Raw genomic sequence first — 21,018 nt, 5'->3', positions numbered from 1 at the left:
AAATTTATTGTTAAAGAGCGTTGGCTAAGTTTAAAACTTAACTTGGAAGTTGTTTTTGATTTGCTTCCCCCAAATCGTGGAGGCGAATTATACCTAGAGTTTTCCTTCCGTCAATGCTTATTAACCACTTTTTTTATTATTTTTTAGAAACCAAAAAAAGAGAGCCTAAGCCCTCTTTTTTCATCTTTAAAATCTTTACGAAACTGACTTATCTAATACTTTTACCTTATAAACACAGGCGGTGTTATTGATGCCCATAAAATAACAGTTATTGCGAGTACCGCAACCAATACACATAGGCCAACAGTCACAACTGACATGGAGAACATAAAACCACGTTCTTCCGAGATATGCCCTAAAATCGGCACGCCTGTAATTAACAGTTTAAGTGTATGGGTAATCGCCACCAACCCCACCATGACATCAAACCACATGACTGGATACAAACCTGCTAACCCAGCTAACATCATTGGTGTTGCAGTAAATGTTGTTAACATGAAACAACGCTCTAAACTCGCATCAACACCATAGGTGTGCTCCATCCAGTACATGGCATATGCCATCGCGCCGACTGCACCAAGTAAAACCAGATAAAATGCAACTGCGATAGGTAAAGCACTCGCTTCGGTCAATAAGACAGTATCGCCACCACCTAAACTCCAACCAACTTGTGTTGTACCTATATAGACTGATACTGCAGGTATAGCAGCAAGCCAAATAATGTATCTTAGATAACACTGAAGTATTGAATACTTCTCTTCGACTATCTCCTCCCACTCTTCTTTTGGATGACTGATTAATCCGACAAAATGTTGTACGTACATAAACACCTCCAGTTCAGGTAACACTGATTAGGTTATTTCATGCTATAGGGGAATGTAGTGATCCACTAATAGCCAAGCAAATAACCACATAATGTAACGAATGGAGTACCAGAACATCCTAAGAGGTACTGATTCGTCATTTCCAAAAAGTTGTAATGCAAAATACATAAAGCGCATATTCAACAAAACAACACCAAACAAATATATCAAGCCACTCATTGCCGTGACAAAAGGCAGTGCTGTGGTCAAAATCAATAAACAGGTATAAAGCAATATTTGTAATCGAGTAAATGCCACACCATGAGTAACTGGCAGCATAGGAATACCTGCTTTGGCATAATCTTCACGCTTATGTATTGCTAGCGCCCAAAAATGTGGAGGCGTCCAAGCAAAAATAATAAGCACAAGTAACAAACTATTTGGTTCTAATGTTCCTGTAATTGATACCCAACCCAATAATGGTGGCATGGCACCCGCTAATCCACCTATCGTAATATTCTGTGGTGTAGCACGCTTTAAAAAAGCGGTATATATAAGTGCATAGCCGATTAGTGAAGCTAGCGTAAGGTAAGCACTTAATGGGTTCACTAATAAGTAAAGTATACTAAAGCCTAAGGCACCAATTATGATGGCAAATAAAACGGCTTGCTGCGTTCCTACTTTGCCACTTGGTAATGGGCGATTTCGAGTACGGTACATGATGGCGTCAAAACGTCTGTCTAACACATGATTAAACGCCGCAGCCGAGCTTGCGCACAATCCAATCCCTAGCGTCGATATCAGCACTAGGCTCAAACTAGGTACTTCTGGTGTTGCTAAGAACATACCTACTACTGCTGTCAAAAGAAGAACCGCCACGACTCTTGCTTTACATAGATTGTAATAATCACGCCAAGAAAGGCGTGCTTGATCAATTCGTACATTAGTAAGCATATTCATCTACCTCTTCTTTTGCCTGCATTAAGACATAAAGTACTTCGAGCATATGAAGTAAAAGTAAAGCAGCAACAAGATTATGTAATACAGCAATTTGAACTGGGATATGAAACCAAACATTGGCAATACCCAAACCAACTTGAAGCATTAATACGACGACTAATCGACAAGCTAACTGCTTATTCTTATTAAATATATAGAAGCCAACAGCCAAAATCGCAAGCATAAGTATCAAAGCACCTACTCTATGCATTAAATGAATGGCAACTCTCGCCTCACCTTCTAATAACCCGCCCAAATAAGTTGGGCCGATACTTTGAAATAAATTAAAGCCTTGAGCATAATCTGCGTTCGGCCAAAGCTCTCCCTGACACAAGGGCAAATCCGGACAAGCAAACGCGGCATAGTTAGATGCCATCCACCCACCAAGAAAGACTTGCACTATGGTGAGCATAAATACAAAGGAGACTGCTGCTTTTGCTTTGAGGGAGACCCTTGCCTTGATCACTTGCGAAGCATTAGATTTTGACCTTAACCATAAAAGGTAATACAAGCTTAACGTGGTAAAACCACCTAAAAGGTGTGCTGTCACGATTTGCGGCCATAACTTTAGCGTTACTGTCCACATACCAAATGCGGCTTGCAACACAATGACACCAAGAATCAGGCTTATATGTTTAAAATAGGTATCTTGCTTTCCTTTCATGCGCGCCTGCAACGCGGATACAAAAATAGCCAAAGTTAATAACAGAGCTATTCCTGCCACATAGCGGTGAATCATTTCGATCCAGCCTTTTTGACTTTCTACGGCATTTTCAGGAAAACGCGCATTTGCTAATGCGACTTCAGTTTTTGAATCAGGAGAGGTTAAAAAGCCATAACACCCTGGCCAATCTGGACACCCCAAACCTGAATGAGACAACCTTGTGTAGGCCCCTAAGCCAACCACTATGAAAATAAGAAACACGCCAACTAGAGAGATTAGTCGGATATTGAAGAAAGAAGAGATGCTTTGTTGTTCCTTTAAAGCTGTCTCTTGTTTTGGACTCGGCATTTTCGCTTCAATCATATTGCGCTCACTTGTAACAAGGAATCAATCTGGTGATGCTTTAGGAACCTACGATTAAGTCACCTCTTCTCAGTCTTTTCAGAAAAAGCGTCAAGCAAGGCGTCACTTTGCCGCTTTTTCTGATAAGAGCTGTAGGCACCTTTCGAAAAGGGACAACACAGGGTGACGTTTTTTCTTAAATGCCGTTTAGGTATTCTTCAAAGACCCGAAGGGCGTGATCTAAAAGCCCTATCTTTAAGTTGAGGGCCTTATCAATAGAATAACTATTAAGTTACGCCCCTCGCCATAAACCTAGGCGCTTTTATCCACACGCTGAGGCGGGAGGACTTATTCGCAGGTTCCTTTAATACTGTCTGGCTAGATAAACATTTAACGATTGGATTATTTAGCCTTGAAAGTTATTTTTAAGTAACTTCAAAATATCTTTATGTAACTCTGCGGCATCCTGCTCTGCTTTGAATGACATAACTAACCAGCCTTGAGGGTCAACTAACCAGGCTTTGTGTTTCAAGTTACTGATGCTATCTGCATCAAGGCTAGAAAAACTATCTTGATATAAGAATTTATCTTGATTATCTATCTGATCTTGAGTCAAGAGCACACGTGAAAGGCCATCTGATTTTCTACCCAAGGCCACATGCATACGTCGATAAGACTCTAATCGCTCCAAACATTTTGCTTGGCAAGCTTCTTCAACCACAAGCAGTCGCCATGTCCCCTCCTCTCCTGCCAAAGGGCTAGATGAAATACTATCCCAAGCAATGGGTGCTGCTAAAAACTCTCCCTTTGCCGTTATTTCACTTGGTCGCCAATCAGTAAACACCATTGCCCAAGCAAAGGACAAAGGTAAACCTGTCATGGCAAACATGATTAAAACAATTGTTCTGGAATACAGTTTAGATCTCATTATTCATACTCTCCTTAACATGACGCACTAAGAAAACAACAGCGAGAACAATTAGAGAAAACGCTAATGCGAACCATTGGAATGCATAAGCAAGATGTTTTTCCGGTGGCATTACATTACTAGGCAACCAACGCCTAGCTTGAACACCTTCTTGATGAGCCTCTAATCTCACCTCGAATCCAGATATAACTAAACGCTTTTCTGCCTGAGTTAATTCAGATGTAAATGATTGCTGAAAAAAGTCTGCATCAAAATACTGAACTCGACTAGGCCAACCCTGAGTTTGATATTGATCATCACTTAACCGAAAGCCTTTTTTGGAGGGTAAATATACACGTGCCTGAAGCTGTACATCACTACTCAGCAAGCTTGTCTTTACCAATACACTTCTATCTACCGAGGCTTCTATCCAACCTAAATTCACCCAAAAAACCACATCCTCAGTATCCAGCCTTGTTAAAAAAGGAACAATCACGTCATAACCAAACTTACCTTGATAGGTTTTGTTATCTATCAAAAACTGATATTGAGATAAATAATGACCTTCAAGCTGGATTAATTGTCCATCCTTTACATTTTGCCAGTTGGTCATTGGCATAATCTCATCCGTCTGATTACAAGCTAAATAGGCCTCTTTTTGCTCTGCCCTATCCAGCTGCCAAAAACCTAACGAGAGCGTGAGACTAAAAAACACGGCCACCAAGCAAATAAAGATAAGTAGCTTACCTCGTCCTTGTCTAAAAATTGCCTGTTGCAAACCTATTAATTGTGGCATCTTAATAACATGTCCTCTTGGTACAACTTAGAACCCTTAAGGAAGAGATGTATGCTTATATCATTAATCTTAGTTGTTTTTTTCGGTATCTTAGCGAGCCTTTTTACTGGGTTATTTTTTCTATTTAATAAAAAAAACTCTAAGCACCTGTTTATATCTTTATCTTTTAGAATCTCTCTAACTGTATTATTAATTTGCCTTGTTACCTTTGGCCTTTATACCGGTGATATTGGTAATAAGGCCCCATGGCAAGTCACTCAAGAACAGCTAGACAATATAGACAAAGATAAATAAGCCAAGCCAAACCACATCAACAAAGTGCCAGTACCAAGCTGACGCCTCAAAACCAAAATGCTTATCTGAAGAGAAGTGCCCTTTCAGCAACCTCATCAAGATGACTAGCAAAATAATGCTACCCAAGGTGACATGTACACCATGAAATCCGGTAAGCATAAAAAAGGTCGAGCCATAGATTCCAGATTCTAGCGTTAACCCTAAATGTGCATAGGCCTCATAATATTCAATCCCTTGCACTATTAAGAAAGCCACACCTAACACCAAGGTTATTGCCATCCAACGAATGGTTTTTACTCTGTCACTATCTTTTAGGGCATGGTGAGCAATGGTTAAAGTAACACTAGAAAGCATTAACAAAATGGTATTAATAAGGGGAAGATGAAAAGGGTCAGGTAAACCTGACGGCACACTGGAAGAAGTCGCTGGCGTATTAAGCAATGGCCATTCTCCCATAAAATTCGGCCAAAGTAGCTCATGGGTCATCGCATGATCACCTTCACCATTTAGCCATGGCATCGCTAGCGTTCTTACATAGAAAAGAGCACCAAAGAAAGCAGCAAAAAACATCACTTCAGAAAAAATAAACCAAGCCATACCTAATCTGAAGCTATTGTCCATTTGCACACTGTACAAACCATCATGACTTTCCTCTATGACTTTGCTAAACCAGCCATAAAAAATATAAGCCATCAGCCCAACCCCTGCCGTTAACAGCAAAGGAGAACCATAATTTATTAAAAGACCTCCCCCAAATGCCATAAAGAACAGGGCAAAGGTTGCCACTATAGGCCAAGCACTTTGACTTGGTACATAGTAATGTTCGTGTGAGTTTTTCATTATTTTTCTCCCACTGTAACGCTTTTAATTTTATTAGTTTGCCGCTACCGGCTGCAAATCCGTAATATCAAAGAAAGTATAAGACAAAGTAATCTTTTTAACGCTGTCAGGTAAATCGGTATCAAGACTGAACAAGACACTCACATCTTGCGCTTGCTTGCCGTTAAGCACTTGACGATCAAAGCAGAAACATTGGGTTTTATGAAAATACTTAGCGCCTATGGAGGGGCTCACACTGACAATTGCTTGCCCAACCATTTGCTCATCAGTCAGATTCTGAACAAAAAAATCTGCTCTTGCGTTTTCACCCGGATGCACTGTCATCTCAACATCTTTGGCAACAAAGTCCCAAGGCATACTCTCATTCGTATTAGCAATAAACTGCACTTTAATTGCTCTAGTCGTATCGATCACACCTGTATTTTTCTTAGCAACCAGCTCTACCTTGCCATTAAGGCCTGTAATATCACAAAACACGTCATAGAGAGGAACAAGGGCAAATCCAAATAAGAACATGCCAAGTGTTGCTCCACACAACTGCAATATAAGCTTACGGTTACTCTTCATTTTTATTTCACTTCTGGTGGTGTTTCAAAAGTATGATAAGGCGCAGGTGAAGGCACTTGCCATTCCAACCCTTCTGCTCCCTCCCAAACGACGGCTTCTGCTTTTTTACCACCTTTCACACATTTAACAACCACTAATACAAAAATCAATTGTGAGAATCCAAACAAGAAACCACCTAAACTCGAGACTAAATTAAAGTCTGCAAACTGGATCGAGTAATCCGGAATACGTCTGGGCATACCTGCAAGCCCAACAAAATGCATCGGGAAGAAGGTAAGATTCAAGCCAATAAATGAGCACCAGAAATGCCATTTACCTAGATACTCGTCATACATGTTACCTGTCCATTTTGGCATCCAGTAATAAGCCGCAGCCATAATAGAGAAAACAGCACCAGGCACGAGTACATAATGGAAATGAGCCACAACAAAATAAGTATCATGATATTGAAAGTCAGCAGGTGAAATCGCCAACATTAACCCAGATAAACCACCAATCGTGAATAGCACAATAAAAGCAATCGCAAACAACATTGGCGTTTCAAAGGTCATTGACCCCCTAAACATGGTTGCAACCCAGTTAAATACCTTCACCCCTGTAGGTACTGAGATCAGCATGGTGGCATACATAAAGAAGAGCTCGCCGACGAGAGGAATCCCTACCGTGAACATGTGGTGCGCCCATACGGTGAAAGACAACAATGCGATCGAAGAGGTTGCATACACCATTGAAGCATAACCAAATAATGGCTTACGACTAAATGTAGGAACGATTTGGGAGATAATACCAAATGCAGGCAATATCATAATATAAACTTCAGGGTGCCCAAAAAACCAAAACAAGTGCTGAAATAAGACAGGGTCACCGCCGCCGCCAGCATCAAAGAAACTCGTACCAAAGTGAATATCTGTCAGCATCATGGTAACGGTACCCGCTAGTACTGGCATGACAGCGACCAACAAAAAGGCGGTAATTAACCAAGTCCAAACAAATAGCGGCATCTTCATGTAAGACATAGTTGGCGCACGCATATTCATGATGGTAACAATCACATTAATCGCCCCCAAAATTGAGGAGACGCCCGCTAAGTGAATCGCAAAGATAAAGAAAGTGACACTTGGAGGTGCATACGTCGTGGATAAAGGAGCATAGAAGGTCCAACCAAAGTCAGGTGCGCCTCCGTCCATCACCAGGGTTGAAAGCAACATAAAAAATGCAAACGGCAATAACCAAAAACTAAAGTTATTCAATCTAGGCAAGGCCATATCTGGCGCACCTATCATGAGTGGCACCATCCAGTTAGCCAAGCCTACAAACGCCGGCATAACAGCACCAAACACCATAATCAAACCATGCATGGTTGTCATTTGATTAAAGAATTCTGGTTGAACAACTTGCAATCCAGGCTCTACAAGCTCCATGCGAATAACCAACGCCATAGAACCGCCGATAAAGAACATCAGCAGACTAAAGATCAGATACATAGAGCCTATATCTTTATGGTTAGTCGTAAATAACCAACGAGTCATCCCAGTTGCGGGACCATGATGATGACCTACAGCAGACGTCATATAATTCCCCTATTTACTCTTAAGCATTGATTGGATGGATTGCGGTGTAATAATGTCACCTGTGTCATTACCCCAAGCATTTCGCTCATAGGTAATAACCGCAGCCAATTCGACAGCACTTAATTGCGCTCCATAAGCTTGCATCGCTGTACCCGCTCGCCCTTCTAACACAATTTTGATATGTGCATCCCTTTGCTCAGCCTTGGTCGCTATGGCACTTGCTTTAAGTGCTGGGAACATAGGCGAAATACCTTGGCCGCCAACCTGGTGACAAGCTGCACAGTTTTTCTGATAAACCTGCTCACCTCTAACCATTAGCTCATCTAAACTCCAAACTCTGGCTGCAGCTGCAACTTCCGCGGCGATGCTGGCTTTTTTCTCTGCCAACCAAAGTGCGTAATCTTCATCCGTCACAGCTTGCACCACTATCGGCATAAAGCCATGATCTTTACCACAAAGCTCGGCACATTGACCTCGATAAATACCAACCTCATCAATGCGCGTCCACGACTCGTTGATAAAGCCTGGAATAGCATCACGCTTAACTGCAAATGCAGGTACCCACCATGAGTGGATGACATCATTTGATGTGACTAAGAAACGGATTTTTTTGCCAATAGGCACAACAAGCGGCTCATCTACCTCAAGTAGGTAGTTCTTGTTTTTTTCGACTTTGTTATTAATTTCATCGGGATCTGTAGATAGGTTACTGAAAAAAGAAAGGTCTTCACCTAAGTATTGATATTGCCATTTCCACTGGTACCCAGTGACCTGAATATCAACATCTGAATCAGATGTATCATACATTTCGATTAAGGTTGTGGTGGCAGGAACAGCCATAGCGACCAAAATTAAAACAGGTACTATGGTCCAGATTAATTCAACCGTGGTATTTTCATGAAATTGCGCCGCTTTAGCACCTGCCGATTTACGGTGGTGAATAATCGACCAAAACATAACACCAAACACAGCTATCGCTATCACGACACAAATCCAAAAAATTTGCATATGTAACGAATAAATTGAACGGCTAACCTCAGTTACCCCTTCAGTCATGTTTAACGCCCAATCAGCTTGAGCAGAAACAGACCAAAAGGCAGCTAAGATCATCAAAGCAGCTGACGAACAAGATCTCTCCTTCATCTTTTTACCCCTACTTGTGTTTTTTTTATACGTAGAGAACCCAAGAAACAAAGCCCCAATACCCTGCTTTAACCTTGAGCGATAACCAGAGTATAGAAAGCAATTTTCAGCTTGCCAGTATCTTTTGAAAATAATTAGGTTAAATAAACCATGAAGTTAACTAGATATATTAATGAAACTATAAAAATGAGCACCATTAAAATACCCACCAAGATGAAGGGAATAGGGCTATTAGACTGAAAATCTTCTAATCGATTTTTTTCACTTTGCACACCAATAAAGGCAGAAAAAACAGCTTTAAAAACTTTCCAAATATTCATCGAACTATCCCTTTAAGCTATTTGAGTTAATGTCAGAGTGGAACTAAAAGGAAAGAAAATCAAGCCAACCAATTTATTCAGGCGGCAAAGCCTCTAACAAATCATGGGTGTTAAAAAAACTGAATATCAGAAAAGAATGGAGAGCTAAAAACGCAAAAAGGCCGCTATAAGCGACCTTTTGTAAGAATTTATTACAGATAATTTGTGTGAACACTCACCAGAGCTTCATATCGTTTAAGGAGGTGATCCAGCCCCAGGTTCCCCTAGGGCTACCTTGTTACGACTTCACCCCAGTCATTGACCACTCCGTGGTAACCGCCCTCCCCGAAGGGTTAAGCTAGCTACTTCTGGAGCAATCAACTCCCATGGTGTGACGGGCGGTGTGTACAAGGCCCGGGAACGTATTCACCGTGACATTCTGATTCACGATTACTAGCGATTCCGACTTCATGGAGTCGAGTTGCAGACTCCAATCCGGACTACGACGCACTTTCTGGGATTCGCTTACTTTCGCAAGTTCGCAGCCCTCTGTATGCGCCATTGTAGCACGTGTGTAGCCCTACTCGTAAGGGCCATGATGACTTGACGTCATCCCCACCTTCCTCCGGTTTGTCACCGGCAGTCTCCTTAAAGTTCCCGACATTACTCGCTGGCAAATAAGGACAAGGGTTGCGCTCGTTACGGGACTTAACCCAACATTTCACAACACGAGCTGACGACAGCCATGCAGCACCTGTCTCATAGTTCCCGAAGGCACTAAAGCATCTCTGCTAAATTCTATGGATGTCAAGAGTAGGTAAGGTTCTTCGCGTTGCTTCGAATTAAACCACATGCTCCACCGCTTGTGCGGGCCCCCGTCAATTCATTTGAGTTTTAACCTTGCGGCCGTACTCCCCAGGCGGTCTACTTATCGCGTTAGCTTCGCCACTAAGTCATTACAACCCAACGGCTAGTAGACATCGTTTACGGCGTGGACTACCAGGGTATCTAATCCTGTTTGCTCCCCACGCTTTCGCACCTCAGTGTCAGTATCAATCCAGAGTGTCGCCTTCGCCACTGATGTTCCTTCCTATATCTACGCATTTCACCGCTACACAGGAAATTCCACACTCCTCTATCGTACTCTAGCCTGCCAGTATCGGGTGCAATTCCAAGGTTGAGCCCTGGGCTTTCACATCCGACTTAACAAACCACCTACGCGCGCTTTACGCCCAGTAATTCCGATTAACGCTTGCACCCTCTGTATTACCGCGGCTGCTGGCACAGAGTTAGCCGGTGCTTCTTCTGAAGGTAACGTCACAGCTAATGCGTATTAAACATTAACCTTTCCTCCCTTCTGAAAGTGCTTTACAACCCTAAGGCCTTCTTCACACACGCGGTATGGCTGGATCAGGCTTGCGCCCATTGTCCAATATTCCCCACTGCTGCCTCCCGTAGGAGTCTGGGCCGTGTCTCAGTCCCAGTGTGGCTGATCATCCTCTCAGACCAGCTAGAGATCGTCGCCTTGGTGAGCCTTTACCTCACCAACTAGCTAATCTCACGCAGGCTCATCTAATAGCGAAAGGTCCGAAGATCCCCTCCTTTCCCCCTCAGGGATTATGCGGTATTAGCCTGCGTTTCCACAGGTTGTCCCCCACTACTAGGCAGATTCCTACGCGTTACTCACCCGTCCGCCGCTCGACGCCTGTAGCAAGCTACATCGTTTCCGCTCGACTTGCATGTGTTAAGCCTACCGCCAGCGTTCAATCTGAGCCATGATCAAACTCTTCAGTTTAAAATCATTGCTCACTCAAATCTTTACTGCTGACTTTAAAACTCGATCCGAACTAACGAATCAAACATAAAGCGTTTTAGTATCGACTCTCGTAAGACTTCAATTTTTTTGTAGTCATTCGAACATCAATTACCGTAGCAATTAACAACTCGAATAACTTGCTGAAGTCTCTAGCGAGCGCCCACACAAATTATCTGATTAAATTCTTAAAGAGCGTCCTACTGATAGGAGATGCCAACAAGAGCTTGCTGACAGAGGCCGCTACTATACATGAGAAAATGCCATAAGCAAGCCCTTTTAGCTTTTTTCTAACAATTTCCCTTAAAAAACGTTTTTTCCCTCTATAAACAAAAAAAGGTGTAGCCACATATAAGTGACTACACCTTTTAGAACAAGCAGTTAAGGCTATTTAATTTCTAGTGCCTGAGCTTCGATTTTCGCTTTCCATTCTGCAGGACCTGTAATGTGTACAGAGGTACCTTTAGTGTCTACAGCAACAGTAACCGGCATATCCACAACTTCAAACTCATAAATAGCTTCCATTCCCAATTCTGGGAAGGCAACAACTTCAGCTTTTTGAATTGCTTTTGATACTAGGTAAGCAGCACCGCCGACAGCCATAAGGTAAACAGCACCGAACTCTTTAATTGCTTCAATCGCTACCGGGCCACGCTCAGCTTTACCAATCATGCCTAGCAAACCTGTGTCTGCAAGCATGGTATGAGTAAACTTATCCATACGTGTTGACGTTGTCGGGCCAGCAGGGCCAACAGCTTCATCACGTACTGGATCAACAGGTCCAACGTAATAAATAAAGCGACCAGTAAGATCAACAGGGAGTTCTTCCCCATTATGAATCATTTCAACCATTTTTTTGTGGGCAGCATCACGGCCTGTTAGCATCTTACCGCTTAACAATACTGTTTCACCTGGTTGCCACTCTTTAACTGACTCAGGTGTTACATCTTCAAGTTTAACGCGACGAACACTTTCACCTACTTCCCAAACAATTTCAGGCCAGTCTTCAAGTTTTGGCGGCTCAAGATCAGCAGCGCCAGAGCCATCAAGTACAAAGTGAGCATGACGTGTCGCAGCACAGTTAGGAATCATAGCAACAGGCAAAGAGGCAGCATGAGTCGGGCAGTCATGGATTTTCACATCTAGTACTGTGGTAAGACCACCTAGACCTTGCGCACCTATACCCAGATCATTTACCGCCTTGAAGATTTCTAGACGAAGTTCTTCGGAGCGGTTTTGTGGACCTCTATCCATAAGTTCATGAATATCGATTGGCTCCATCAATGATTCTTTCGCCATCAACATTGCTTTTTCAGCTGTACCACCAATACCTATACCCAGCATACCCGGCGGACACCAACCAGCACCCATAGTAGGAACCGTCTTTTTAACCCATTCAACAATGCTGTCTGATGGATTTAACATAGCAAGTTTTGATTTATTCTCAGAACCACCACCTTTTGCTGCCACGTGCACCTCCACAGTGTCACCTGGTACAACTTCCATATGAATAACGGCTGGTGTGTTGTCCTTAGTATTTTTACGCGCTCCAGCAGGGTCAGCAAGAATAGATGCACGCAGAACATTATCAGGGTGCGTGTATGCACGACGCACACCTTCATTGACCATGTCATGAACACTCATTTCAGATTCCCACTGAACGTTCATGCCAATTTTTAAGAAGACTGTCACTATACCTGTATCTTGGCATAAAGGACGCTTGCCCTCTGCGCACATTCTTGAGTTGATCAAGATTTGCGCCATTGAATCTTTTGCTGCCTGACTTTCTTCACGCTTATAGGCTTCATGGACAGCGTCCACAAAGTCAATCGGGTGGTAATAAGAAATAAATTGTAATGCGTCAGCAACACTTGTTATCAAATCTTGTTCGCGAATAACACTCATGAGCCTCTCCTACCGAGTACCATTTTTGTCGAAGCCGGAATGTTAAAAGAAGCACAGCTTTATGAAAAGCGCTAATGCCATTTATTCACCTAGCTAATGCCAAATAACCCTTATCATTTGTAAAAATGAACACTTTATAGCCTATCACTAAGCTTTTCGTACTTTTTATGCTTTAACATTTGTTTCCTAGGATAACTGACTCTATAATCCGCCACCTTTGTAAAAACTTAGGCTCTTTAAGTACATGAATCATTTTGACCTATACGGTATTGGCAACGCCCTTGTTGACGTAGAAACACGCGTCACAGATCAATTTTTAAGTGATAACAAGGTTATTAAAGGTTGTATGACCCTAGTTGAAGCAGCTAGGCAAAATGAATTACTTGATCAGCTTAGACAAAAAATCGAACATAAATCCTGTGGTGGCTCTCTTGCAAACTCCACCATAGCAACCGCAAACTTTGGCAGTAAGTGTTTCTATTCTTGCCAAGTGGCTGATGATGAGATGGGTCGCTTTTTCCATCGTGATTTAATCCATCAGAATATTCAATCAAATCTAGACAGCACCCCACTCCCTAAAGGCGACACAGGCACATGCCTTGCCATGATCACCCCAGACGCGGATAGAACCATGAACACCTTCTTAGGTGTCGGCGGTTTAGTCGGTCCTGATCAAGTTAATATTGAGGTCGCAAAATCGGCTCGCATTTGTTTTCTTGAAGGCTATTTAATTAGTTCTGAATACGGCAAAGAAGCACTCCACACTATCGCTCAATCCGCTAACCAAAATGGCAACATCTGCGCCCTTTCTATGAGCGACCCAATGCTAGTAAAGTATTTTAGGGATGACTTTTTAGCACTTATTAAAGATGGCGTTAATTTACTCTTCATGAATGAAGATGAAGCGATGGAACTTACTCAAGCAGAAACACTGACAGGCGCAATAACTTGGCTAAAAAATAACATTAAACAATTTGTTGTTACTTGTGGTTCGAGGGGCTCTTTAAGCTGGGATGGTGACTCATTATTCGAAACCCCAGTACCAACAATCAATCAGCTTGATACTATAGGTGCTGGCGACATGTTTGCCGGTAGCTTTATCCACGCCTTACTAAAAGGCGCAAGTTTTGATACAGCCGCAACGATCGCTTGTTATTGCGCATCATTGATTGTGGGCCAATACGGTTCTCGCCTTGAACAGAAAAATCAAGAAAAAGCGAATGCATTTGTTGCTCAGGCTCTTAATCACTAACTAATACTACAAAGCTATAGCTGAGTTACACAGCTAAGCAAGAAAAAAGCCGAGACTAATTAAAATCTCGGCTTTTTTATACTATTCGACTGACCCAAACTGAATAAGGCTTGAGTTAGGCTTTATTTTTACTCACCTTATCTCTCGCACCAGCATCACCATGAATTGAAGAGGTAACATACTCTTCTAAGATTGAAGCGGTGAACTGTTCACGCTCAGTCAATGAAGGGATTTTTTCAGCCTCCCAATTTAATAAACGAACAAACACGGAATATTTGGTGATCTTTGTTAGATCAATATCTCTAACACTAATACCGTGAAGCTCCATTAAATGGAAAGTTTGTTCAATACTCTTTTGCGCCTCAAATTGCGAACCTAGGCTTGCTGCCCCTAAAAGTTTCTCAATTTGTTGCAATGGGTTCTCTGTTTTAACTGGCTCTCGTTTTGTTAGCGTTGAAGACAAGAACTTTGAAAGCATTTCTTCAGTGTGACTTTCTCTTGCGACAACATCTTCAATAGACGCTGTTTCTCTTTCTAACAAACGAATAAACAAACTCTTGTTTTTTATATCTGAAAACTCTAAATCTTTAAGCGTCAAACCCGCTTCAGACATAATGGTGACAACTTTATCAAATGAGTCTTTGCCTTCACCACTTACAGAAACAGCCAGAGCTAAGTGACAACGCAATTCATGCATAATTTTAGCGGCATGAAAATCCTGTTTGCGCTTAACATGTTGCTGAAAGTCTGCTTTTACTCTGTCTAAGTCTTGGGTTAACTCTTCATAGCCGTGTTGAGCTTCTTGTTCTGAGCGTAGACACTCAACTCGAATTTCAGACTTTTGCTTCTCCCAAGCTTCATAAGCTTTAGCGCGCGCCTGAAAGGCTCTTTCAATCGCCTCTTCAAAACTCAACTCAATACGAGCACGCTCTTGCCTTTCATTAAGCTCTTCTTGTTCAGCAGCAAGTCTAGATTGTCTTTTTTCAGCTAGAGACTCTTTCGATAGAACCAATTGCTTTTCGATAGTATCAATCGAAAGTTGAATCGCATTTTCATCAAAGCCAGCCAATTGAGCTGCAACTTTTTGCCAGTACTCATCATCTTCAAATGGAATAGCAGGATCACTCGCTGCATATTGGTCTTTTAACTGCTTACTGAAGATGACACCTTCGGGCCTAAATGCACTGGCAGCATTAATCACATTATCTGTATTCAAAGACGCACTTGATAAAACATCGGTGTCAGCGCTAATCGTCTCTGCTTTCATTTGTTCTGATTCCTTAGGTATGTCATGAGGCGTTTCGACTTGTTCATCAAATTCCATGCCTTCACTTTTATTTAATACTTCGTCGGTTTTAATTTCATCACCCTGAACTTCGTCTAGCAGGTTTTGCGCTGCATTCTTTTTCGCGAGTTCAGCTTGTTCATGCTCCATCTTTAGTTTGGCTTGTGCAGCATAACGTTCAATTTCTTGTCTTTCCCTTTCAGCCTGCAACTCTGCCGCTGCTTTTAGCCTTTCTTTTTCTGCTTTCTCTTTAGCTATTTTTTGTGCTTCTTGTTCTTTTAACTCAGCCGCTTTCCTTGCTTTTTCAGCGTTCAAACGTTCTGCTTTTTTGCGCAACATCTCAGCTTCACGCTCTTCGTTCTCGCGCGCAGCTTCTTTGATAGGGTCAAACTCAGGCTCAGATACATATTCTTCATCAAGAATCGTTCTAGCCCCCGCATAGGTATGAGTTTTATCAACTGGTGCTTCATTAAATTGCTGGCTTGCAGCAGAAGAGGTTCTTGCGTATTTAGGGGTGTAAGTTGATTGTGTCTGCGCACCCCATTTCACCTTATTTAAGGTAATCGGGTCACATAAAGCAGATAAAGGCACCTCAGAACGACTAATTGAGTTTTGGCGCACAATTGCTTCTGCATGCCTTAACGCCATTGTCGCTTCACTTGGATTACTAGAAGTAGCAAGATTCAATAGTTTTACAACTTTGGATATAGCTTTTTTTCTTCTTCGTATGCTCATAAATTCTGCCTTATGCACATTGGCAACGTAATTCAAAAATATAATTGACCATCCGTATCTTCAGTCACAATCAGATCATCAGCCAACAACACTCGAATCTTTTGCAAAATACTAGCCAACTCTGCCTTTTTATATGCGAGGGCTGGAAACTTGCCCCATACAGGCTCTGGCCATGCTTTGTCCGAGGTAAAACGTACAACATGGTGTAGGTGTAATTGATGCACTTTATTGCCGATAGCGGCAACATTTAGCTTATCGGGAGAGAAAGCGTCATGCAGTGTTTCCGCAAGTAGGCAACTTTCGTTCATTAACATGTGTCTATCTGGTTCTTCTAGCTGGTATATCTCGGTAATTGCAACGCGTTTAGGCACGAGAACAAACCAAGTATAGTTAGCATCATTAATTAAGCGTAACTCACATAAAGGAAACTCCCCTACTTTGACTGAGTCCTTTTTTAATCTTTCATCTAGCTCAAACATACGACTTCCTATTTACAATACGTTTATACATAAGCACTATAGCACCCCATTGAAAATCCACCCAGAATCAAGAGCCTAAGATGACAAATTTACCTTGTGTTATAGATGCTAAAGCTAAACTTGCAGAATGCCCTCGCTGGGACGAGATCAATGAGTGCCTTTATTTTGTAGATATCGACTCATTTGAGCTGCATGCCTTTGATACTAAAAACAATCGACATGATATAAGAAAGTTTGATGAAGCTATCGGGTGTTTCTCGCTAACTGAAAAAGGCGGTTTTATTGCCGCTTTTCGTTCTGGGGTATACACATTTGACAGCTTCAACGCTGAGCTTAAGCCCTATTGGTTAGCTGATTACGATCAAACGACTACTCGATTTAATGATGGACGCTGTGATTATAAAGGCCGCTTTTTAGCTGGCACCATGTATTCAACCAAAGATGCGTTCAAGGGAGCATTGCATCAGTTTTCAAATGGTGAAAACAAGGTTCTGGATCAGGCTGCCTGGACATCAAATGGACTGGCTTTTTCACCCGATGGAAAAACCATGTATTACTCTGACACACCAAATCATGTGGTCTATCAATTTGACTATAATATGGAAACAGGTGAAGCGAGCAACAAACGAGACTTTATCCGTTTCCCCCATGGCAATGGCCGTCCTGATGGTGCCGCAGTCGATAGCGAAGGTAATTATTGGTCTGCTCTCTACCAAGGACAAAGAATTGTTAAAATTAGTCCGCAAGGTAATATCCTAGAAGAGTACCCTGTCCCTGCGATTTATCCTACAATGGTCGCATTTGGTGGCAAGGATATGAAAACACTCTTCATATCAACTTGTCGCGGCGCCCATACAGAAGAAGAATTGAAAGATTACCCTCAAGCAGGGGGCATTTTTGCCATGGACGTGACAACACCAGGTCTGATCGAAGCCAGATTTGATCAATAGCATTTAACTTTAACTAAAATAGACGACAGAACAATGCGCGCAAGCAATTATTTATTTTCTACTTTACGTAATCCTCCAACTGATGCAGTTGTAACAAGCCACAAACTTATGATGCGAGCAGGCATGATTCGCCAAGTCTCCAAAGGTTTGTACACTTGGCTACCCACGGGCCTAAAGGTGTTCCGCAAAGTAGAGAACATTGTCCGTGAAGAAATGCAAAAAGCTGGTGCTTTAGAAATCATTATGCCTGGCGTTCAGCCAAAAGAGTTGTGGGAAGAATCTGGCCGCTGGCAAGAGTATGGTCCAGAACTATTGCGCATTAAAGATCGCCATGAGCGCGACTATTGCCTTGGACCAACCCACGAAGAAGTGGTAACTGATCTTGTTCGCAATGAGATTAGCAGCTATAAGCAACTACCTCTTAACTTATTTCAAATTCAAACGAAGTTCCGTGACGAAGTAAGACCACGTTTTGGTGTGATGCGTTCACGTGAGTTTATGATGAAAGATGCTTACTCTTTTCATGCTTCATCCGAGTCATTACAAACAACTTATGACGTAATGCATGACGCATACTGCAAGGTGTTTGACCGTGTAGGGCTAAACTATCGCCCTGTGCGCGCTGACACAGGCAGTATCGGTGGCGCCTTCTCCCATGAGTTCCATGTACTTGCCGAGTCTGGTGAAGATGATATTGCGTTCAGCGATAGCTCTGATTTTGCAGCAAACATTGAACTTGCTGAAGCCATTAGCGAAAAACAAGCCGCCGATGCACCGACACTTGCTTTAGAAGAAATCCTAACACCTAATTGCAAGACCATTCAGCAAGTTGCTGATTTCTTATCTTTAGATGTTAAGAAAACAGTTAAAACCATGTTGATTAAAGGTCAAAATGCGGAAGGCGAAAGCACCATCATCGCTTTAGTATTGCGTGGTGATCACAACATTAATGAAATTAAAGTAGAGAAGATCGAAGGTGCGCTAGTGCCATTCGAATTCGCTTCTGAGGCAGACATTCAAGCTCAGATTGGTTGTCAACCTGGCTCAATTGGCCCTGTTGGTCTAGTAGAGAAAGGCATTCGAGTAATTGCTGACCGTTCTGCTGCTGTTTTATCTGATTTCTGTGCAGGCGCAAACAAAGATGATTATCACGTTACCGGCGTTAACTGGGAACGTGACTTTGGCGAAGTTGAAGTTGCTGACATCCGTAATGTTGTTGCTGGAGACCCTTCTCCAGATGGCAAGGGCGTGATTGAAATTAAGCGCGGCATCGAAGTAGGCCATATTTTCCAACTTGGTCAAAAATATGCTGAAGCACTAAATGCCAATGTACTGGATGAAAACGGTAAAGCACAAACTATGTGGATGGGTTGCTACGGGATTGGTGTATCACGAGTTGTAGCTGCGGCTATCGAGCAGAACTTTGATGACAAAGGCATTTTATGGCCTGATTCTATTGCGCCTTTCCAAGTGTCTATTGTGGCGATGAAGTACGAGAAATCTGAAGCAGTACGTGAACAAGCAGACCGTATCTATGCAGAACTACAAGCTGCAGGTGTGGATGTAATGCTCGATGATCGTAAAGCAAGCCCTGGTGTTAAGTTTGCTGATGCTGAGCTTTTAGGTATCCCTCATCGTGTTGTTATTAGCGATAAAGGCCTAGATAAAGGCACTATTGAGTACAAACATAGACGTACTGGCGACAACGATGATTTGAGCCTTGACTCACTGGTTGAGACACTTATTTCACGCCTAAACTAACATTTAATTTATTTATCGCCACGCTTGTTTAGACACTAGTTTAGCTAGTTATTTAACCGTCTAAACAAGCGCGGCAGTAAGTTATAAGGAATTAAGATGACAACAATTTATCACAATCCTCGCTGCTCAAAATCTCGTGAAACATTAGCCCTATTAGAAAGTAACCAAATAGACGCTCAAGTTCGTTTATATCTAGAAGATACGCCAAACGTAGATGAGCTAAAAACCCTATTAGCGCAATTAGAGATCACCCCGATTCAGCTAATGCGTACTAAAGAAGCCATTTATAAAGAAAACAACCTTCATTTAGACACAGTGACTGATGAAGAACGCCTAGTTGCTATGACTCAATTCCCTAAGTTAATCGAACGCCCAATTGTGATTCACAATGAAAAAGCGAAAATTGGTCGTCCGCCTGAGCAAGTTCTAGAACTATTTAAATAATAAAACATTAGGTTTACAGCTGATCCACTAGATTAAAAAGTAGAGATAATGACGCCTTATATTTTGGTTTTATATTACAGCCGTCACGGCTCTGTTGCAGAAATGGCAAAGCATATTGCTCGCGGCGCTAAGCAACAAATCTCACTGGACGTGATGATAAGACAAGTGCCAGAAATTGCTGATATCACACAAGCAGCACAAGACCCTATTCCTGCAGATGGTGCGCCATATTGCAGCTTAGATGACCTGGCTAATTGCAGCGCCTTAGCATTAGGAAGCCCATCTTATTTTGGTGGCATCGCTAGCCCTTTAAAATACTTTTTAGACCAAACGTCTATGATCTGGATGTCGGGTCAGCTTGCCAACAAACCTGCCAGTGTTTTCACGAGTGCGAGCACAATGCATGGTGGTCAAGAGATGTGCTTACAAGCATTAATGACACCACTATTTCACCACGGCATGATAATTCACGGCTTAAGCTATAAAAGTCCTGCTCTTCACAAGACAGCGTCAGGTGGCACACCTTATGGTGCTAGTCATTTTGCCTCTAGCACTGGCTCTTCAGCACTGAGTGAAGAAGAAAGTAAACTTTGCCATGACCAAGGCGAACGTCTTGCTAAGTTATGCAAAGCCCTTTTAAACGAGTCTTAATACAAGTCTATTTAGTGAGAAATCGATAACAATGGCAAAAAGAGAACACGTCACGCCTTCTGAGAGAAAATCGTATAAGGCGCTTTGCAAACAAACTAAACCCTTGATGGTTTTAAATTTATGCGCTTTGATTTTGACAATCGCAATCTGGCATTTAACACTCAATAAAATTGAGCTGAACGCGCCATGGATAGTCCTAACCGTTGCCATTTTGCCACTACTCATGGTGTTTCCTGGCACCTTGTCTGGTAGCTATAGAGGCGCAATATGGACCTGCTTTGTCACGCTCATCTACTTTGTCGCTGGAGTTTTAAACTGGATCCAAACCCACGCTTGGGCTTATGGCATGAGTGAAACACTTTTATCAGTAATTTTATTTATCGTTGCACTTATGTATGCAAGATGGAAAGGACTGAGCGAACTCCCAATTAAGGATTAATCACTTTAATCAGATGCAAGCGAAGCTTGGTAGAACAAGTAGTCAACAAAGTAACTTAACGATTGATTAAATGACTGAC

At 42.2% G+C, this 21,018-nt stretch carries 20 protein-coding genes and 1 rRNA gene; 7 read left to right on the top strand and 14 right to left on the bottom strand.

The window, feature by feature from the left end; all coding sequences use genetic code 11:
• Positions 1–221 precede the first annotated feature (221 nt).
• The 5 genes from Q0A08_RS24165 to Q0A08_RS24145 form a co-directional block, all read right to left on the bottom strand.
• Positions 222–824: a Yip1 family protein gene (locus Q0A08_RS24165; protein WP_438464088.1), complete on the bottom strand. Its 603-nt coding sequence runs from the start codon at positions 822–824 to the stop codon at positions 222–224.
• A gap of 42 nt (positions 825–866) precedes the next feature.
• Positions 867–1,763, bottom strand: a complete 897-nt coding sequence (gene cyoE / locus Q0A08_RS24160; protein ID WP_438464087.1) for a heme o synthase — start codon at positions 1,761–1,763, stop codon at positions 867–869.
• Positions 1,747–2,829, bottom strand: coding sequence for a COX15/CtaA family protein (locus tag Q0A08_RS24155; protein ID WP_438464086.1), 1,083 nt, complete (start codon positions 2,827–2,829; stop codon positions 1,747–1,749). The genes cyoE and Q0A08_RS24155 overlap by 17 nt, the downstream gene beginning before the upstream one ends.
• 385 nt (positions 2,830–3,214) lie before the next feature.
• Entirely contained in the window at positions 3,215–3,736 is a 522-nt protein-coding gene (locus Q0A08_RS24150; protein ID WP_438464085.1) for a hypothetical protein, read from the bottom strand.
• Positions 3,726–4,511: an SURF1 family protein gene (locus Q0A08_RS24145; protein WP_438464084.1), complete on the bottom strand. Its 786-nt coding sequence runs from the start codon at positions 4,509–4,511 to the stop codon at positions 3,726–3,728. Before Q0A08_RS24145 ends, Q0A08_RS24150 begins: the two co-directional genes overlap by 11 nt.
• Before the next feature lie 51 nt (positions 4,512–4,562).
• Here Q0A08_RS24145 and Q0A08_RS24140 point away from each other — a divergent pair, with 51 nt between their 5' ends.
• On the top strand, positions 4,563–4,805 hold the full coding sequence (locus Q0A08_RS24140) for a DUF2909 domain-containing protein (RefSeq protein WP_438464083.1): 243 nt from the start codon (positions 4,563–4,565) through the stop codon (positions 4,803–4,805).
• Here Q0A08_RS24140 and Q0A08_RS24135 read toward each other — a convergent pair.
• The 7 genes from Q0A08_RS24135 to Q0A08_RS24105 all read right to left on the bottom strand — a co-directional run bounded on the left by Q0A08_RS24135 (position 4,779) and on the right by Q0A08_RS24105 (position 12,943).
• Entirely contained in the window at positions 4,779–5,645 is an 867-nt protein-coding gene (locus Q0A08_RS24135; protein WP_438464082.1) for a cytochrome c oxidase subunit 3, read from the bottom strand. The two genes, Q0A08_RS24140 and Q0A08_RS24135, sit on opposite strands and share 27 nt — an antisense overlap.
• 33 nt (positions 5,646–5,678) lie before the next feature.
• The gene (locus tag Q0A08_RS24130; RefSeq protein ID WP_438464081.1) at positions 5,679–6,212 is read right to left on the bottom strand and encodes a cytochrome c oxidase assembly protein; all 534 of its coding nucleotides are present in this window, start codon (positions 6,210–6,212) and stop codon (positions 5,679–5,681) included.
• A gap of 2 nt (positions 6,213–6,214) precedes the next feature.
• Positions 6,215–7,783: a cytochrome c oxidase subunit I gene (ctaD, locus tag Q0A08_RS24125; protein WP_438464080.1), complete on the bottom strand. Its 1,569-nt coding sequence runs from the start codon at positions 7,781–7,783 to the stop codon at positions 6,215–6,217.
• 9 nt (positions 7,784–7,792) lie between these two features.
• The gene (gene coxB, locus Q0A08_RS24120; protein ID WP_438464079.1) at positions 7,793–8,926 is read right to left on the bottom strand and encodes a cytochrome c oxidase subunit II; all 1,134 of its coding nucleotides are present in this window, start codon (positions 8,924–8,926) and stop codon (positions 7,793–7,795) included.
• A gap of 134 nt (positions 8,927–9,060) precedes the next feature.
• Complete coding sequence (locus Q0A08_RS24115) at positions 9,061–9,246, bottom strand: DUF2970 domain-containing protein (RefSeq protein WP_046017902.1); 186 nt, start codon at positions 9,244–9,246, stop codon at positions 9,061–9,063.
• Between the two features lie 235 nt (positions 9,247–9,481).
• Positions 9,482–11,020 (bottom strand): 16S ribosomal RNA (locus Q0A08_RS24110).
• A gap of 405 nt (positions 11,021–11,425) precedes the next feature.
• The gene (locus Q0A08_RS24105) at positions 11,426–12,943 is read right to left on the bottom strand and encodes a fumarate hydratase (protein WP_438464078.1); all 1,518 of its coding nucleotides are present in this window, start codon (positions 12,941–12,943) and stop codon (positions 11,426–11,428) included.
• A gap of 244 nt (positions 12,944–13,187) precedes the next feature.
• Here Q0A08_RS24105 and Q0A08_RS24100 point away from each other — a divergent pair, with 244 nt between their 5' ends.
• Positions 13,188–14,195: an adenosine kinase gene (locus Q0A08_RS24100; protein WP_438464077.1), complete on the top strand. Its 1,008-nt coding sequence runs from the start codon at positions 13,188–13,190 to the stop codon at positions 14,193–14,195.
• 115 nt (positions 14,196–14,310) lie between these two features.
• On the opposite strand, the gene Q0A08_RS24095 is transcribed toward Q0A08_RS24100, so the two are convergent.
• Both Q0A08_RS24095 and Q0A08_RS24090 read right to left on the bottom strand, forming a co-directional pair.
• Positions 14,311–16,215: a DUF2786 domain-containing protein gene (locus Q0A08_RS24095; RefSeq protein WP_438464076.1), complete on the bottom strand. Its 1,905-nt coding sequence runs from the start codon at positions 16,213–16,215 to the stop codon at positions 14,311–14,313.
• A 32-nt stretch (positions 16,216–16,247) separates the two neighbouring features.
• Positions 16,248–16,694, bottom strand: coding sequence for an HIT domain-containing protein (locus Q0A08_RS24090; RefSeq protein WP_438464075.1), 447 nt, complete (start codon positions 16,692–16,694; stop codon positions 16,248–16,250).
• 80 nt (positions 16,695–16,774) lie between these two features.
• Between Q0A08_RS24090 and Q0A08_RS24085 the strand changes: the two genes are divergently transcribed.
• The 5 genes from Q0A08_RS24085 (at position 16,775) to Q0A08_RS24065 (ending at position 20,939) form a co-directional block, all read left to right on the top strand.
• Complete coding sequence (locus tag Q0A08_RS24085) at positions 16,775–17,644, top strand: SMP-30/gluconolactonase/LRE family protein (protein ID WP_438464074.1); 870 nt, start codon at positions 16,775–16,777, stop codon at positions 17,642–17,644.
• Between the two features lie 33 nt (positions 17,645–17,677).
• Positions 17,678–19,405, top strand: coding sequence for a proline--tRNA ligase (locus Q0A08_RS24080; protein WP_438464073.1), 1,728 nt, complete (start codon positions 17,678–17,680; stop codon positions 19,403–19,405).
• 96 nt (positions 19,406–19,501) lie between these two features.
• Complete coding sequence (gene arsC, locus Q0A08_RS24075; RefSeq protein WP_438464071.1) at positions 19,502–19,849, top strand: arsenate reductase (glutaredoxin); 348 nt, start codon at positions 19,502–19,504, stop codon at positions 19,847–19,849.
• Positions 19,850–19,897: 48 nt separating this feature from the next.
• Entirely contained in the window at positions 19,898–20,500 is a 603-nt protein-coding gene (wrbA, locus tag Q0A08_RS24070) for an NAD(P)H:quinone oxidoreductase (RefSeq protein WP_438464069.1), read from the top strand.
• A gap of 31 nt (positions 20,501–20,531) precedes the next feature.
• On the top strand, positions 20,532–20,939 hold the full coding sequence (locus Q0A08_RS24065; protein WP_438464068.1) for a DUF2069 domain-containing protein: 408 nt from the start codon (positions 20,532–20,534) through the stop codon (positions 20,937–20,939).
• The last annotated feature ends 79 nt before the right edge of the window (positions 20,940–21,018 follow it).

Origin of the sequence: Marinomonas sp. PE14-40 (genome assembly GCF_051623805.1) — a bacterium.
Taxonomy (GTDB): domain Bacteria; phylum Pseudomonadota; class Gammaproteobacteria; order Pseudomonadales; family Marinomonadaceae; genus Marinomonas.
Note: the sequence above shows the minus strand (reverse complement) of the source record. Positions and strands in the feature narration are given on the sequence as shown.